The sequence below is a fragment of the Jiella sonneratiae genome, from assembly GCF_017353515.1.
In the GTDB taxonomy this organism is placed as follows: Bacteria; Pseudomonadota; Alphaproteobacteria; order Rhizobiales; family Rhizobiaceae; genus Jiella; species Jiella sonneratiae.
On sequence record NZ_JAFMPY010000009.1, the window covers coordinates 161,838 to 177,469 of the forward strand.

General features: G+C 69.0%; 12 protein-coding genes. 6 read left to right on the forward strand and 6 right to left on the reverse strand.

What is annotated here, in order from left to right:
* Positions 1–90 precede the first annotated feature (90 nt).
* Both J1C47_RS11090 and J1C47_RS11095 read left to right on the forward strand, forming a co-directional pair.
* Positions 91–237: an entericidin domain-containing protein gene (locus J1C47_RS11090; protein WP_207350826.1), complete on the forward strand. Its 147-nt coding sequence runs from the start codon at positions 91–93 to the stop codon at positions 235–237.
* A gap of 208 nt (positions 238–445) precedes the next feature.
* Positions 446–2,026 (forward strand): adenylate/guanylate cyclase domain-containing protein, encoded by a 1,581-nt coding sequence (locus J1C47_RS11095; RefSeq protein ID WP_207350827.1) that lies wholly within the window; start codon positions 446–448, stop codon positions 2,024–2,026.
* On the opposite strand, the gene J1C47_RS11100 is transcribed toward J1C47_RS11095, so the two are convergent.
* Positions 1,941–4,157: a glycosyltransferase family 2 protein gene (locus tag J1C47_RS11100; protein ID WP_207350828.1), complete on the reverse strand. Its 2,217-nt coding sequence runs from the start codon at positions 4,155–4,157 to the stop codon at positions 1,941–1,943. The genes J1C47_RS11095 and J1C47_RS11100 overlap by 86 nt on opposite strands.
* Positions 4,158–4,292: 135 nt before the next feature.
* Between J1C47_RS11100 and J1C47_RS11105 the strand changes: the two genes are divergently transcribed.
* A complete protein-coding gene (locus tag J1C47_RS11105; RefSeq protein ID WP_342591965.1) occupies positions 4,293–5,111 on the forward strand; it encodes a transporter substrate-binding domain-containing protein in 819 nt (272 codons plus the stop codon).
* On the opposite strand, the gene J1C47_RS11110 is transcribed toward J1C47_RS11105, so the two are convergent.
* On the reverse strand, positions 5,112–5,528 hold the full coding sequence (locus J1C47_RS11110; RefSeq protein ID WP_207350830.1) for a tellurite resistance TerB family protein: 417 nt from the start codon (positions 5,526–5,528) through the stop codon (positions 5,112–5,114). It lies immediately after the preceding gene.
* Between the two features lie 208 nt (positions 5,529–5,736).
* On the opposite strand from J1C47_RS11110, the gene J1C47_RS11115 reads away from it, so the two are divergent.
* Entirely contained in the window at positions 5,737–7,389 is a 1,653-nt protein-coding gene (locus tag J1C47_RS11115; protein WP_207350831.1) for a lysine--tRNA ligase, read from the forward strand.
* 77 nt (positions 7,390–7,466) lie between these two features.
* Here J1C47_RS11115 and J1C47_RS11120 read toward each other — a convergent pair whose 3' ends face one another.
* Both J1C47_RS11120 and J1C47_RS11125 read right to left on the reverse strand, forming a co-directional pair.
* Positions 7,467–8,219, reverse strand: coding sequence for a thermonuclease family protein (locus J1C47_RS11120; RefSeq protein WP_207350832.1), 753 nt, complete (start codon positions 8,217–8,219; stop codon positions 7,467–7,469).
* Positions 8,216–8,869 carry a S24 family peptidase gene (locus J1C47_RS11125; protein WP_207350833.1) on the reverse strand — a complete coding sequence of 218 codons (654 nt, stop codon included), beginning with the start codon at positions 8,867–8,869 and terminating at the stop codon, positions 8,216–8,218. Before J1C47_RS11125 ends, J1C47_RS11120 begins: the two co-directional genes overlap by 4 nt.
* Before the next feature lie 264 nt (positions 8,870–9,133).
* Between J1C47_RS11125 and J1C47_RS11130 the strand changes: the two genes are divergently transcribed.
* Positions 9,134–10,147 carry a YihY/virulence factor BrkB family protein gene (locus tag J1C47_RS11130; RefSeq protein WP_342591966.1) on the forward strand — a complete coding sequence of 338 codons (1,014 nt, stop codon included), beginning with the start codon at positions 9,134–9,136 and terminating at the stop codon, positions 10,145–10,147.
* A 79-nt stretch (positions 10,148–10,226) separates the two neighbouring features.
* Positions 10,227–11,606, forward strand: coding sequence for an L-serine ammonia-lyase (locus J1C47_RS11135; RefSeq protein WP_207350834.1), 1,380 nt, complete (start codon positions 10,227–10,229; stop codon positions 11,604–11,606).
* A gap of 123 nt (positions 11,607–11,729) precedes the next feature.
* Here J1C47_RS11135 and J1C47_RS11140 read toward each other — a convergent pair whose 3' ends face one another.
* Both J1C47_RS11140 and J1C47_RS11145 read right to left on the reverse strand, forming a co-directional pair.
* Positions 11,730–13,055, reverse strand: a complete 1,326-nt coding sequence (locus tag J1C47_RS11140; RefSeq protein ID WP_207350835.1) for an SH3 domain-containing protein — start codon at positions 13,053–13,055, stop codon at positions 11,730–11,732.
* Between the two features lie 319 nt (positions 13,056–13,374).
* On the reverse strand, positions 13,375–15,582 hold the full coding sequence (locus J1C47_RS11145; RefSeq protein ID WP_207350836.1) for a 3-hydroxyacyl-CoA dehydrogenase NAD-binding domain-containing protein: 2,208 nt from the start codon (positions 15,580–15,582) through the stop codon (positions 13,375–13,377).
* Between the last annotated feature and the right edge of the window lie 50 nt (positions 15,583–15,632).

Consider the following 15,632-nt stretch of genomic DNA (forward strand, 5'->3'; position numbering starts at 1 on the left):
GGAACCGGCGCCGGCCTCGGCGCCCGAGGGAACTTCGCTGCGTGGCGGACGTTCACCGGCCATCCCGTGCCGATTGTGGAGTTTTGTTCGATGTCCAGGCGCAGTTCCTTCGTTCTCGCAGCCCTCGCGGGTGCCCTGATGCTCTCGGCTTGCGCCAACACCGTCCGCGGCGTCGGGCGCGACGTCGGCAATACCGTCGATGCGACCGGCTCGGCCGTGCGGGACGTGGCCCACTGACGGGCAGAGAGGTAACGGACGCCGTTTCGACACACGGTTCGGCGTCCGATCGAGCATGAAAGCGACGGCGGACCACTTGAGCTGCCGTCGCGGCTCGGCGTCCTCCCTCGCCGCAGAATGTGATGTCCCGCGCCGTTGCGGCCGGGGTGACCCAGCGTCAGCAATGCGATAGTTTGCGCCCTCAGTCCCGTCGTGGATCGAGGGCACGATGTCCACCTTGTTCACCGCCTTGATGGCGCGGCCGATCGTCTTCGCGCTGGTGGTCGCCGCGGCGCTGGCGCTGTTGCCGGTCGCGGTCTGGCTCGATCTCCGGCATCTGTCGGACGTCGCCTTGCGCGAGCAGGCGCAGAGCCTCGACGCGATGATATCCGACATTCGCGGCTACTACGCCAAGAACGTCGTCGGGCGGGTGAACGCCGCCGGCGGCAAGGCCGTGCCGGTCCACAATTATCTCGACGTTCCCGGCGGTATCCCGATCCCGGCGACGCTTTCGCTCGAACTCGGCCAGGTGATCGGCGGGCGCGGCGAGAACATGCATTACCGGTTCGTCTCCGACTTCGTCTTCCGGTCGCGTCCGCCGCACGAACTGGACGCCTTCGAGCGCGACGCGCTGCGGACGTTCCGCCGCGAGGGGACCGGCAAGCCGGTGATCGCGGCGCTGACCGGCTCGTTCTTCGACCGGCAGATCCGTCTCGCCTCGCCCGTCCTCATGGGCGAGGCATGCGTCGCCTGCCACAACACCCACCCCGAAAGCCCGAAGCGCGACTGGAAGGTCGGCGACGTGCGCGGCATCCAGGAGGTGGAGATCTCGCAGCCGATCGCCGCCAACATCTTCTCCTTCAAGTATCTGCTGACCTATTTCGCCGGGGCCGGCATCTTCGGCGTCGCCTTCGCCTCCGTGCAGTGGCGTCAGGCGCGGGTGTTCCGGCGCATGAACCGCGAGCTCGAGGAAGCTAACTCCTTCCTCGCGGCGGTCTCGCTGAAGATCTCGAAATACCTCTCGCCCCAGGTCTATCGCAGCATCTTTTCCGGCGAGCGGGACGTGGTGATCTCCACGGAGCGCAAGAAGCTCACCGTGTTCTTCTCCGACATCAAGGACTTCACCGTCACCTCGGAGCGGCTGCAGCCGGAGGAGCTGACCCGGCTCCTCAACGAATACTTCACCGAGATGGCGCGGATCGCCCACGAGCACGGTGCCACCGTCGACAAGTTCATCGGCGACGCGATCCTCGCCTTTTTCGGCGATCCCGAAACGAAGGGCGTGAAGGAGGATGCGCAGGCCTGCGTCCGGATGGCGATCGCCATGCAGCGGCGCATGCATGAGCTGAACGACGCCTGGCGCCGCCGCGGCATCGAAAAGCCCTTCCAGACCCGCATGGGAATCAACACCGGCTACTGCAACGTCGGCAATTTCGGCAGCGAAGACCGCATGGACTACACGATCATCGGTGCCGAGGCGAACCTTGCCGCGCGGCTCGAACAGACCGCCGAGCCGGGCGGCATCGTGCTCAGCTACGAGACCTACGCGCTGGTGACCGACATCGTGCGGGCACGGCCGATCGAGCCGATCTCGCTGAAGGGGATCAGCCGGCAGGTCGTGCCATACGTCGTCGAGGGCCTGATCGACGAGGCCGAGGCCGAGACCAGCGACGTCATCAACGAATATTCGGAAGGCGCGCGGATCTTCCTCGACTTCGGACAGGTCAGCGAACGCGAGCGCGAGCGGATCGCCGCGGTTCTGAAACAGGCCATGGACCGGCTGCAAATGCGCCCTCAAGCCGGGCAGTGAGGCGCTCGGCCACGGCGTCGGGAAGCGGCGCCGGCCCCGCCGGCGGCCGGAGGGCGGCGGGGCCGGGAGGGTGGCCGGCGTCCCCCGGCGCAGCCCGGGCGGCGGCGCGGCCGTGGGGAGTCTTTTCCCATTTGTGCGGATCGACGAGCAGTTGCAGCAGCGCGCGGGCCGAGGCGAGGGCGAGCAGCACCCAGTAGGCCGGCAGGAGAAGGTAGATCCGCCTCTTTGGCCGCTGCGCGGCAGAATGCCAGCCGCGCGCCGACAGAGCGGCGAAGAGGCCGTAGGCGAGGACGACGTTGATCATGTCGAGGATCTCGATCGGGCCGATGTCGGCGAGCGACAGCGCCCCGGTGGCGAGCGCCGCGGCTTCGAGCCCGATGCAGCCGAGAAGCAGCGGATGGGCGATCGAAGACAGGAGCATGCCGAGGAACAGGAGCTGGAACGCCGCCATCGTCCAGCCGCCGAGATCGCGCCGCAGCGCCAGCGGCCGGCGCATGTGGAGGAGATAGGTCACGAACCAGCCTTTCATCCAGCGCGTTCGCTGGCGATGCCAGACGGTCCAGCGCTCCGGCGCGTGCTCGAAGGTCGGGCGGGTGATCGTCGCGACCCGGTAGCCGGCACGGTGGAGGCGGATGCCGAGGTCGGCATCCTCGGTGACGTTGTGGGAATCCCAGCCGCCGGCTGCGACGAGGCGGCTGCGCACGAAATGGTTCGAAGTGCCGCCGAGCGGCATCGGCAGGCCTCTGCCGGCGAGCCAGGGCAGCAGCCGGCCGAACAGCGCGGCATATTCCAGCGCGAAGAGGGCGGCCAGCCAGTGCGCCGCCCCGTTGGTGACGACCAGCGGGGCCTGCAGGCAGGCGAGGTCGTGCGGTCCGGTGCGAAAGCGCAGATAGGCTTCGCGCAACTGCCCGGGATCCGGCTCGTCCTCGGCGTCGTAGAGCACCAGGAATTCGCCATGGGCGAGGGGAAGCGCGTGGTTGAGCGCCTTGGGCTTGGTCCGCGGCGCGCTCGGCGGGACGCGGACGATGGAAAAATGCGGCTTGCCGCGGGTCGCCAGCGCCGCGGCGGTGATCGTCGCGGCATCGTCGGCCTCGCAGACGAGCTTGATGTCGAGCCGGGTCTTCGGCCAGTCGAGCCGCTCGAGCGCGGCGACGAGCTGCGGCATCATCTCGGCCTCGTCGTGAAGCGCGACGAGGACGCTGTAGACCGGCACGCCCTGCCAGCCTTTTTCGAGGACGCCCGGCGCCGGCAGGTCGGCGAGGGCTGCCGGTCCGTACTTCTGTGTGAAAGCCGCCGGCAGCCGGAAGGCGAGGCAGGTACCGAAGAAGGTCGACGCCGCAGCATGAAGCAGTTCGAGCGAGGCATGCGGCATCGCGGCGAGACCGAGGCTCGCCAGGGCCGCCGCGGCGACGCCGAGCGCCGCCTGGCCGGCGGCGAGCGTGGTGCGGGCGGAGCGGCCCGGGGTCTCGGCCGAGAGGCTGAGCCGGGCATCGCGCAGGCGTTCGGCCATGGTCTGTCGGTCGAGCGCTTCGGCGAGGCATGAGGGCGTCGCGATTCTCAGCATCGCGCGCATCGACGGCAGGCGCTCGAGATAGGCGGCAAGTCCGTCCAGCCCCTCCAGGGTGGGGCAGACGAAGAGACGCGCGTCCAGCCGGTCGTTGCAGACACGCACAAGGCGGGGCGGCGGCAGGGCGAGGAGGGTAGAGGCATTGAGGATCCGATCCTCCGCCGCGATCGCGTCGAGGCGAAGGTCGAGTTCGATCGCGGCGATCTCGGCAAAGCGCCGCTCGTCGGTGCGGCCCGCGGCGACGAGTTCGGCAACGACGTCGCTGCCGTGGCGCTGCGCCGCCCGGACCGCTTCCAGCGCATCGCCATAGGCGATGCCGAGAATGTCGAGGACGCGCAGCTGGCGCGCGCTGAAGGGCCCGTCCGGGGCAGGCCAAAGCTCCGTCCGGCCGCCGAAGGCGACGAGGAGTTCGTCCTCCGGCCCGGCGGCCGCCGGTTGCCCCGTGGTCGGCCGAGAGCTGGAGCGGCCCGATCCGGCGCGCGCCGTAACGGGCTTGCCGGCATCGTCCCGCCTCGGATAGATCTGCGCCCCGGGCGGAGCAGCGGAGTCGCGGTGCGTCCGCAAGGGCGAAGATCCTCGTCTACCGGGTGCAGATTGCCAAAGTTCAATCGTCGGATGATCGTGTTGCCCTTCGACCGTCGCGTAAACCAATCAAGGCGTGAAGATTTCTTGCTGCGGTTGATTCTTTCGATATATCTTGTGCTTGGCTCTGCCGCGGTGGCGTGCGCCGCCGGCTCCGGCGAAGAGGAGGTTGCAACCCCGAACTTCGTCGACCAGCATCAGCGGATTGCCAAGCCGGACCTTTCCGACCGGCAGCGCATCCGCTTCCTCACCTCGACCGACTACCCGCCCTTCAATTTCCTCGACGATCGGGGCCGGCTGACCGGCTTCAACGTCGATCTCGCCCGGGCGATCTGCGAGGAGCTCGGCGTCATCGCCAAGTGCCAGATCGAGGCGGTGCCGTTTGCCGAACTGGTTCCGGCGCTGAAGCGCGGCGACGGCGAGGCGGTCATCGCGGGTCTCGCCATGAGCGCGACGACGCGGCGGGAATTCGCCTTCAGCCAGCCCTATTTCCGCTATCCGGCCCGCTTCGTCACGCGCAAGGCGCATCAGATCGAGGCCCCGATCGCCGAGCACCTGGCGGACAAGGTGGTCGGCGTCGCGGACGGCAGCGCCCATGCCGCGATGCTCCAGGCGTTCTTTCCCGGGGCGAAGGTGCAGACCTATCCGGATCGGGAGCAGGCGCTGGCGGCCGTGCGCGACGGCAAGATCGACGCCTATTTCGGCGACGGCGTGAGCCTGTCCTTCTGGCTGGAGAGCGACGCGGCGAACCATTGCTGCAGCTTCGCCGGCGGCCCGTTCCTTTCCGACCGCTTTCTCGGCGAGGGCCTTTCGGTCGCGGTACCGCCCAACGACACGGCCCTCGCAGACGCCGTCGACTATGCCGTCGCCCAGCTCGTCGGCAAGGGACGGATGAGCGAGCTGATGCTGCGCTATTTTCCGATCAGCGCCTTCTGATCAGCGGTCGATCCGGCGATAGCGGACCCTTGCCGAATGCTCGATGGCGCCGGCCGTCAGCCGGTCGAGTTCGAAGGCGTCGCGCAGCATTTCCAGAAGCCTGAGCTCCGGCTCCGAGGCACTGACGTCGGCCGCCGTGACCTCGACGGCGAGGGCGTAGGCGGTCTCGTGGAGCGCCTTCGGCAGGGCGGCGAGCGCTGCGTCGATAATCAGGTCGATGCCGTCCTCCCGGTCGAGAAGTTCGGCGCAGTCTCCGGCGATGGCGGGCAGCCGGCTTCGCTCGAAGCCGTCGAAGGCGGGCAGCGTCGAGAGAAGCACGGTGAATTCCCGCTGCTCGATGCCGCTGATCTGCCCGTCCGCCGCCGCGGCGGCGATCATCAGGTGAATGAGGGCGTCCTGCGCCGTGAGCTCGGCCATTCTCTGCTACTCTCCGTCTCGGTTTTTGCCAAAGCTAGGGAGGAAGCGGCGCGCCCACAAGGATCGGCGGACGCGCCGCGGCGCCCCGCCACGGCTCCGCCCGGCCGGTTTTGTTGACCTTCGGCCGGCTTCTTTCTAGAGCATGTCCCACGAGCCGCCGGCTTTCCCGCCGCGTTGCGGCACCGTCTCCCTCGTCCCGGAAGCATCCATGCCGACACCTTTCCCCGAAGCCGATCCGATGCGCGAGGAGGCGCTCGCCTCGAACGCCTGGCCCTTCGAGGAGGCCCGCAAGATCCTGAAGCGCTACGAGGCGTCCGGCATGCCGGCGGAGGTGCTGTTCGAGACCGGCTACGGCCCCTCCGGCCTGCCGCATATCGGCACCTTCGGCGAGGTCGCCCGCACGTCGATGGTGCGCCACGCCTTCCGGATCCTGACCGACGACAAGGTGCCGACGCGGCTTCTCTGCTTCTCCGACGACATGGACGGCATGCGCAAGGTGCCCGACAACGTCCCGGACCGCGCCTTCCTCGAGCCCTATCTGCACATGCCGCTGACCGCCGTGCCGAACCCGTTCGGCGGCGACTACCAGAGCTTCGGCGAACACAACAACGCCATGCTGCGGCGGTTTCTCGACGCCTTCGGCTTCGACTACGAATTCGCCAGCGCGACGGACTACTACCGGGCCGGCCGCTTCGACGCGGTGCTGCTCAGGGCGGCGGAGCGCTACCGGGACATCATGGACGTCATGCTGCCGACGCTCGGGCCGGAGCGGCAGGCGACCTACAGCCCGTTCCTGCCAATCTCGCCGACCAGCGGCCGGGTGCTCTACGTGCCGATGAAGGCCGTCGACGCCGAAGCCGGCACCGTCACCTTCGCCGACGAGGACGGGACCGACGTGACGCTCCCCGTCACCGGCGGCCGGGTGAAGCTGCAGTGGAAGCCGGATTTCGGCATGCGCTGGGCGGCGCTCGGCGTCGATTTCGAGATGTTCGGCAAGGACCACCAGACCAACGCCCCGATCTACGACCGGATCTGCGAAATCCTCGGCGGCCGCCCGCCCGAGCATTTCGTCTACGAGCTGTTCCTCGACCAGAACGGCGAGAAGATCTCCAAGTCCAAGGGCAACGGCATCACCATCGACGAGTGGCTCGCCTACGCCTCGCCGGAGAGCCTGGCGCTCTACATGTTCCAGAAGCCGCGGGCGGCGAAGAAGCTGCACTTCGACGTCATCCCCAAGGCCGTCGACGACTACTATGCCTTCGTCTCCGCCTATCAGCGCCAGGACGTGCGGCAGCGGCTGCAGAATCCGGTCTGGCACATCCATGACGGCCAGCCGCCGGAGCAAGGCATCGCCGTGCCCTTCGCGATGCTGCTCAACCTCGTTTCGGCCTCGAACGCCGCCAACAAGGAGACGCTCTGGGGCTTCATCAGCCGCTACGCCCCGGGCGTCACGCCGCAGTCGGCGCCCGAACTCGACCGGCTGGTCGGCTACGCCATCCGCTACTACGACGACTTCGTGAAGCCGGCAAAGCGCTTCCGCGCCCCGGATGCGGTGGAGCGCGAGGCGCTCGCGGCGCTCGACGCAAAGCTCGCCGAACTGCCGCAGGACGCCGACGGCGAGGCGATCCAGGCGGCGATGCTCGACGTCGCGCGGCCGATCGAACGCTTCCAGGACCACAAGAAGAAGGGGCCGGAGGGCGGCCCCGGCGTCTCGGTCGGATGGTTCCAGGCCCTCTACGAGATCCTGCTCGGCCAGGAGAAGGGGCCGCGCTTCGGCTCCTTCGTCGCGCTCTACGGCATCGGCGAGACCCGCTCGCTGATCCGTCAGGCGCTCGAAGGCCGGCTTGCCGCCGCGACCTGACGCGCGATCCGCTCGAGGCTCCGGGACCCTGCGTCGCGTCCTTTCCGCGCCGCCCGCCGCGCCGCCCGAAACGCGCGTCACTGCGTCGCCGCGGCCGGGGTGTCCGTCTCCCAGATGCCGCGCCGTTGCCGTTTCGCCGTCGCCTCGGCCTCGCCATAGGGACCGTCCGGCGTCGCCTTCGCCCAGCCGTTCTCGACGACCCAGCGGCCGATGTCCTCGCCGGCGACGGTGCAGGCGCTCGCCGCATCGCTGCGCCTCACCCCGAAATCCGCCGGCACGTCGCAGGCGATCGACCGGCCGCGCAGGAAGCGGCGGAGCTCCGTCCGCGCCTTCACCCCGCAGGGAAAGGCGGCAGCTCCGGCGCCGCACTGGGCGTTGAGCGGCAACGCCTCGACCCCGGGCAGGGTGACGACGCCCTGGCGATAGGCGATGCGCGCGCCGTCGAGGGCGATCGGGCGCGCGAGAAGCTGCGGTTTCGGGGTGTCCGCCCGCAGTTCGGGCGCCGAAAGCGGCGGGCGCGGCGGCAGGCGCTCCAGCGGCTCGCCGGCCGCGTCGCCGGTGGCGGCCGGCGCCTTTCCGGCAACGCCCGGCGCTGCTTGATCTTTCTCAGGGCGGGAGGCTTCGGCGGCCCTTTTGCCCGATTCCTCGTCGCTTCGCGGAGCGGCGCCCCCGGCCGGCTCTGCCACCGGACGGCGGTTCGCCGCCTCGAAGACGGTTCTCTCCGGGCCCCTGTCGGGCGCAAGCCAGATCACCAGGGCAAAGAGCAGGACGAGACCCGCGGCCGTCGCGATGTGGCGCCGCACGGCCGCGACGTCGAAGGCAATGTTCACTGGCTGGCCCAGAGGATGCGTGCCATCCACTCGATCTCGTCGACGCGGAAGTGCCGGTCGGGATAGTCGGGATTGACCGAGGCGAGCTCGACCGTGCGGGCGGTCTGCCGCTGCAGGACCTTCGCCATCACCTCGCCGTCGCGGGTACGCACCACCACCCGGTCGCCGCGGCGCACCGAGGCGCCGGGCGCGACGATGACGATGTCGCCGTCCCGGTAGAGCGGCAGCATGGATTGGCCGGAGACCTCCAGCGCATAGGTCGTCTCGTCGGCCCGCGCCGGCAGCTGGATCTCGTCCCAGCCCTGGCCGACCGGATAGCCGGCATCGTCGAAATAGCCGCCGCCGCCGGCCTGGGCAAAGCCGAGAAGCGGCACGCCGACGGAGGCGCGCCGCGCCTGCGTCGCCGCGTCGACCGCGCCGCGCCCGGCCATCAGCGTGGTGAATTCCTCGATCGACGAACCGGTCGCCTCGATCACTTTGGCGATCGATTCCGTCGAGGGCCAGCGCGGCCGCCCGTCGCCGGCGCTGCGCTTCGACCGGTTGAAGGTCGTCGGGTCGAGGCCGGCGCGGCGGGCAAGCCCCGAGGCGGAGAGCTTGTTGCGGGCGGCCAGCGCGTCGATTGCGGCCCAGATGCGGTCATGCGAAAACATGGCGGAGGATCCGTCACGAAGAGCTTGAGGAAAATATCCCTCGATCTTCTTAGGAGGCCGCTCGCCGGTTGTCCAGAGCGAATGGCAGCCATGTGGCGAAACCGTGTCCTCCTCCGCCCCGGCAGGGAACGAATGGCGCGTCTGCGGCATTGAAGCGGTCTCGGGTGTCGATGCGGAAGGGCGACCGCCACGACCCGCGACACCCGCTTTGAAAACAGGGCCCGGCAGCTTCGGGCGGCGGCGCACCGGCGGAGATGCTGAGAGGTGAGTGAGACGCGGTTCGCCGCCCAGACCAGCGAGGAAATGCGGCACCGGGCGAGCGAGCCGGGCCGCGGACGGGACGCCGACTATCCGACCAGAATCCCATGGAAGGGCTGGAAGGACATCGTCGCGCGGCTCTACGTCTCGTTCTTCGAGGACCGCGTGATGCTGATCGCGGCCGGGGCGACCTTCTATCTGCTCCTCGCCCTGTTTCCGGCCTTCGCGGTCTTCGTCTCCTTCTACGGCTTCGTCAGCGACCCGACGACGATCAGCGATCACATCGCCTTCATCGGCCGTTTCCTGCCGCAGGCCGGCACCGATCTCCTCGAAGCCCAGCTGACCAACCTGACGAAGCAGAACTCCGCCTCGCTCTCGCTCGGCTTCGTCACCGGCTTCATCTTCGCCATGTGGAGCGCCAACAACGGCATCAAGACGCTGTTCGAGGCGATGAACGTCGCCTATGGCGAGAGCGAGAAGCGCAGCTTCCTGCGGCTCAACCTCGTCGCCTTCGGCTTCACGCTGGGCGGCATCTTCCTCGCCGTCGTGCTGTTCACCGCCATCGGCATCGTCCCCGTGCTGATGGCGATCTTCGGGCTGAGGAGCTTTTCGGAAGGCGTCATCGCCGCGCTGCGCTGGCCGGTGGTCTATCTCCTCGTGGTGTTTTCGATCGCCGTCATCTACCGCTACGGGCCGAGCCGCCGGCGCGCCCGCTGGCGCTGGGTGGTCTTCGGCGCGACGCTGACCGCGAGCATCTGGCTGCTCGCCTCGATCGGCTTCTCCTGGTACCTCCAGAACTTCGCCAACTACAACGCGATGTACGGCTCGCTCGGCGCCGTGGTCGGCTTCATGATGTGGGTCTGGATCTCCTCGCTGATCTTCATCGTCGGGGCCGAGATCAACGCCGAGATGGAGCATCAGACCGCGGTCGACACGACGGATCCGCCGCCGAAACCGATCGGCAGGCGCGGTGCCCGGGTGGCCGACACGGTCGGCCAGCGTATCGGGCGGAAGGCTTGACGCGGAGGCGGGTTCACGCTCCCCTTCTCAGGAGCGTTCCCGTCTTGCAACGGGCCGGGATGCAGCGGGAGGCGCCATCATGTCGATCAGCCTGTTCGACCTGTTCAAGATCGGCATCGGTCCGTCGTCGTCCCATACCGTCGGGCCGATGTGGGCGGCGCGCCGTTTCCTCGACCGGCTGGAGGCGCGCGGGCTGAAGCAACGGGTCGCGGGCGTCTCCGCCGAGCTCTACGGCTCGCTGGCTTTGACCGGCATCGGCCACGGCACCGACAAGGCCGTCATGCTGGGGCTGCAGGGCATGCGGCCGGACCAGCTCGATCCGGACGAAGCGGAACGCGACTATGCGACGATCCGCGAGACCGGCGTCTTGCAGTTCGACGGGGTGCGGGCGATGCCGTTCCGCGCCGAGGAAGAACTGTCCTTCCGCAAGCGCGAGCGGTTGCCGCACCATCCGAACGGCCTGCGCTTCGTCGTCTTCGACGAGAGCGGGTCGGAGATCGACCGGGCCGACTATTATTCCGTCGGCGGCGGCTTCGTCCTCTCCGCGGAGGAGGCGGGCAATGAGACCCCGGTCCTACGCAACGCGCTCGCCCCTTACGAATTCGCCGACGCCGCCGAACTGCTCGTCCATTGCGACACCGAGGCGCTTTCCATCGCCGACGTCGTTCTCGCCAACGAGGAGACCTGGCGCAGCCGCGCCGAGGTGCGGGCCGGGATCCTGTCGATCCGCGACGCGATGATCGCCTCGATCGAGCGCGGATGCCGCATGGACGGCTGCCTGCCGGGCGGCCTGAAGGTGAAGCGCCGGGCGAAGTCGCTCTATCAGGATCTCGTGCACCGGCCCGAACGCGCCCTGCGCGACCCTTTGACGACGCTCGACTGGGTCAATCTCTACGCGCTCGCCGTCAACGAGGAGAACGCCGCGGGCGGGCGCGTCGTCACCGCCCCGACCAACGGCGCGGCAGGCGTGATCCCGGCGGTGCTCGCCTATTACGAGCGCTTCGTCCCCGGCTCTTCCGACGAGGGGGCGATCCGCTTTCTCGCGACGACCGCGGCGATCGGCGCGCTCTACAAACAGAACGCCTCGATCTCTGCGGCCGAGATGGGCTGCCAGGGGGAGGTGGGCGTCGCCTGCTCGATGGCGGCGGCCGGGCTCGCGGCGGTTCTCGGCGGGACGCCGCGGCAAGTGGAGAACGCCGCCGAGATCGCCATGGAACACAATCTCGGCCTGACCTGCGATCCGATCGGCGGCCTCGTCCAGATCCCCTGCATCGAGCGCAACACCATGGGCGCGGTCAAGGCGATCAACGCCGCCCGGCTGGCGCTGAAGGGCGACGGGACGCATTTCGTCTCGCTCGACCAGGTGATCGAGACGATGCGCCAGACCGGCGAGGACATGAGCGAGAAATACAAGGAGACGGCCCTCGGCGGCCTCGCCGCCAACGTCACCTTGTGTTGAATGCGATGTGGAGCCAGTGCGAGCGAGGCGGAAGCCTCGGGTGACGAGCGCGAGGGCCAGCACGCCGAGGCATGGCGGTGATCGGAAGGTTGCGGGCCCCGCCGAGAGCGGGGCCGCCGGCTTTCAGCCCTTCGTCTCGCGGGCGATGAACTTCTCGTAGACGTAGCCCTTTTGGCCGGCCGCGGTCTCGACCTCGCACCAGCCCTTGCAGGAAACGACGGTCACCGGATCGCCCTTGGCGAGGATCGCGACGATCCTGCCGTCATTGGTCGGCTCGGCCCGCATGTTCACCGAAGCGGTGGCGGAGCCCTTCGCCGCCGGCGAAAGGGCGGCCTCCCGGTTCGCCGGCGCTGCGTCGTCGGAGCGGGGCGGGGCCTCGTCGCTGCCGCCGCCTGCCTCCGCCGCCGGCTCTGCGCCGGCTGCATCTGCGGCCGGATCGCTCGCAGGGTTTGCGCCGATCTCCGTCGCGGCACCGGTTGCCGCAACGGGTCGGCCGCTGGCGATCAGGATCGACGGCGAGACGGCGACGAAGTTGCCCGCCGTGCCGGCCGCGTCCACCGTTGCCGCCGCGTTCGCAGAGGCTGCCTGCATCGTGTCGGCGGTGGCCGCGTCGCCCGCCGTCGGAGCGATGCCGCCGGTCGTCAGCGGATCGGGGGTGGCGGCGCTACCACCCCCTTCCGCCGGCTCTGGCGGCAGGCGCAGCGCCAGCGCCGCCGCCACCGGGTCGATCGCCGGCGCGCCGTTCGAGATGGCGGGCGCAGCGTCCGGACCGGTCGCGACCTCTGCGGCAGCGTTTGCCGGCTTGCTCCCGCCGGCGAATAAGGGGCCGGCGGAGGCTGCCTGGCGCAGCGTGGTGCTTCCGAGGATATTTGCCCCGGCCGCGGTCGGCTGGGAGCCGGGCGAAGCCGCAGGCGCGGCCGGTTTCCAGCCGGTCCTGCCGCCGAGCGATGCCTCTTCCTTTTCCAAGGCTTCGAAGATCGACGGCTTCGCCTCGGCGCCGGTCGTCGCCGCGAGCTGCGGATCGTCGGAGGGAGCGGACTTTTGCAGCGTCGGTCCGCCGGTCTCGCCGAGGATCGTCGGCGGCAACGGCCGCTCGCCCGTCAGCGGTTCAAAGGAGGACAATGCCAGGGGGACGAGTATCGCCGCCGACAGCGAGACGGTGGCGCAGAAGGCGAGGATCGGTCGATCGCGCATCGCGCGGCCGATCCGCCCGCCGATCCGCACCGCCCCCTCGGGGCCGCCGCCGCGCGGAAGGAAGGGGAGGGCTGCGCTGCGTCGCAGGCGCTGGCGCAGCCGGTTCCTCACCTTGCGGTCCGCCTCGGCCGTTTCGAACGACCGGCGCCGGTCGATCAGCCGGTTGCGGATGGCTTCTTCGCTCGGGCGACCGCCCTTGACCCCGCCCGCGCCGACACGCCCGCCTTGCCGGGACGCTCCATCCCCCGCTTCCATCGATCCCCGTCTCCTTCAAGGTGCCTTCCGGCGGGTGCCTGCCCGGCGCCGGATGGCTGCGGCTTCGCCACGGCGCGGCGCGGGCCGCCTTGATGGCCGAGCCCACGCCGTCGCCCTTCGCATCGATCCGCAAGGCCCGTCCCCACCGGCCCGCCGTCGATCGCATCCAAGTCCGCGTCGCATCCCTTTCGTCGAATTTGAACCTTTAAACATGGCGAAGGTCTGGCGTCATCCCATTTTGGCACAGGACGACGCCAGACCTTCCGGCATTGCATGTCGGCGAGGGCGGGCCGTGACCGGCCCGCCTGGGTTGCCCGGGTCAGGCGGCCCTTGCCGAGGCCCCGTCCGGATCGAACCGCTGGTAGAAGGTTTCGCCGCTGCGGGCCATTTCGCGCAGCAGCGGGGTCGGGGCGAAACGCTCGCCGAACCTTGCCTCGAGCTTTTCGCACAGCGCGACGAAGGCCTTGGCGCCCATGCCGTCGATGTAGCTGATCGTGCCGCCGGTATAGGGGGCGAAGCCGAATCCGAAGATCGAGCCGACGTCGGCCTCGCGCGGATCGGTGACGACGCCCTCCTCCATGGTGCGGGCGGCCTCCAGCGCCATCGTCACGAGGAAGCGCTGCTTCAGTTCCGTAAAGTCGACGGTCTGGGGATCCTTCTGGTCGAACATCTCCTTGAGGCCGGGCCAGAGCTTCTTCTTCGCCGGCTTCTCCGGATAGTCGTAGAAGCCCTTGCCCGCCTTGCGCCCGAGCCGGCCGTCCGAGGTCATGGTCTCGACCAGCTTGAAGTGCCGCGGGTCGACGGCGCTCTCGCCCATGTCGCGCATCGTCGCCTTCATGATGCGGTGGGAGAGGTCGACGGCGGTCTCGTCGTTGAGCGCGAGCGGCCCGACCGGCATGCCGGCGAATTTCGCGGCGTTCTCGATCATCGCCGGCGGCACCCCCTCGACCAGCATGTCGTAGGCCTCGTTCATGTAGCGAAGCACGCAGCGATTGGCGAAGAAGCCGCGGGAATCGTTGACGACGATCGGCGTCTTCTTGATCGCCCGGACGAAATCGAGGGCGACGGCGAGGGCCTTTTCACCGGTCTTCTCGCCGAGGATCACCTCGGTCAGCTGCATCCGGTCGACCGGCGAGAAGAAGTGGATGCCGATGAAGCGCTCGGGATCGTCGAAGGTCTCGGCGAGGCTGGTGATCGGAATGGTCGAGGTGTTGGAGGCATAGACCGCGTCGGCGGAAAGCACCGCCGCGACCTTCTTCGTCACCTCCGCCTTGACGTCGCGATCCTCGAACACCGCCTCGACGACGAGGCCGGCGTCGGAGAGCGCGGCATAGTCCGCGGTGGGGGTGATGCGGGCGAGAAGCGCCTCCGCCTCGCTTTGGCTCATGCGTCCCTTCGCCACGAGGCCCTCGACGAGCTTCTGCGAATGCGCCTTGCCCTTGTCAGCGGCCGCCTGCTCCTGGTCGATCAGCACGACGTCGAGGCCGCCCTTGGCCGCGACGAAGGCGATGCCCGCGCCCATGAAGCCGGCGCCGACGATGCCGACCTTGCGAAGGTTCGAGGGCGGGACGTCCTTCGGGCGCCGGGCACCCTTCGCCAGCGCCTGGGCGGAGACGAAGAGCGAGCGGATCATCATCCGCGCCTCGGTGGTCTGCAGGACCTCGGTGAAGTAGCGCTGCTCGACCCTGAGCGCCTGGTCCATCGGCAGCAGCAGGCCCTCGTAGACGCTCTTCACGATGCATTTGACCGCGGGATAGTTGTCCGCCGTCTCCTTGCGGTAGAGCGAGGCAACCGCCGGCCAGATCTTCGCACCCTGCGGGGAATAGATCGGGCCGGAGGGAAGCTTGAAGCGCTCCTCGTCCCAGGGCTTCACCGGCGAAAGCCCCTTCTTCAGCAGAGCCTTGGCCGCATCGACGAGATCGCCGTCACCGACCACCGCATCGATGAGGCCCATCGCCTTCGCCTCGTCGGCCGAGAGCGTCGAGCCCTTGGTCAGCAGGGCGAGCGCGGCCTGCGTGTCGAGCAAGCGGGGAATCCGCTGGGTGCCGCCGGCGCCGGGCAGGATGCCGACCTTCACCTCCGGCAGACCCATCTGCGCCGAACGCGCCGCGACCCGGCCGTGGCTCGCCAGCGCCATCTCGAAGCCGCCGCCCATGCAGGTGCCGTTGATCGCCGTCACGATCGGCTTGCCGCAGGTCTCCAGCTTGCGCCACAGCCACGACATCCGGCCCGCCCGCTCGAACAGCGTCGCGATCGCCGCCTCGCGGTTCCGGCCGACTTCGGCATGGAAGTCCTCGAACATCGCGCTGATCGTCTTGAGGTCGGCGCCGCCGGTGAAGGATCCCTTCTTGCCGGAGGTGAAGACCGCCCCTTTGACGGCTTCGTCAGCCGCGAGCTGATCGATGATCCGGTCGATCTGGTCCATCACCTCTGCCGTGAAGACGTTCATCGAACGTCCCGGCATGTCCCAGGTGACGAGGGCGATGCCGTCGGCATCGGTGTCGATGGTGAAGTTCTCGTAGGTCATGGCTGGCTCCCATCCCGTTTGCGGCCGAAACGCATCCGGCTACCGATTTT

Coding starts and splice junctions, on each gene's coding strand:
- J1C47_RS11090 (WP_207350826.1), top strand. CDS start 91: ATGTCCAGGCGCAGTTCCTTCGTTCTCGCAGCCCTCGCGGGTGCCCTG.
- J1C47_RS11095 (WP_207350827.1), top strand. CDS start 446: ATGTCCACCTTGTTCACCGCCTTGATGGCGCGGCCGATCGTCTTCGCG.
- J1C47_RS11110 (WP_207350830.1), bottom strand. CDS start 5,528: ATGGCCGAGCTCACGGCGCAGGACGCCCTCATTCACCTGATGATCGCC.
- J1C47_RS11115 (WP_207350831.1), top strand. CDS start 5,737: ATGCCGACACCTTTCCCCGAAGCCGATCCGATGCGCGAGGAGGCGCTC.
- J1C47_RS11125 (WP_207350833.1), bottom strand. CDS start 8,869: ATGTTTTCGCATGACCGCATCTGGGCCGCAATCGACGCGCTGGCCGCC.
- J1C47_RS11135 (WP_207350834.1), top strand. CDS start 10,227: ATGTCGATCAGCCTGTTCGACCTGTTCAAGATCGGCATCGGTCCGTCG.
- J1C47_RS11140 (WP_207350835.1), bottom strand. CDS start 13,055: ATGGAAGCGGGGGATGGAGCGTCCCGGCAAGGCGGGCGTGTCGGCGCG.
- J1C47_RS11145 (WP_207350836.1), bottom strand. CDS start 15,582: ATGACCTACGAGAACTTCACCATCGACACCGATGCCGACGGCATCGCC.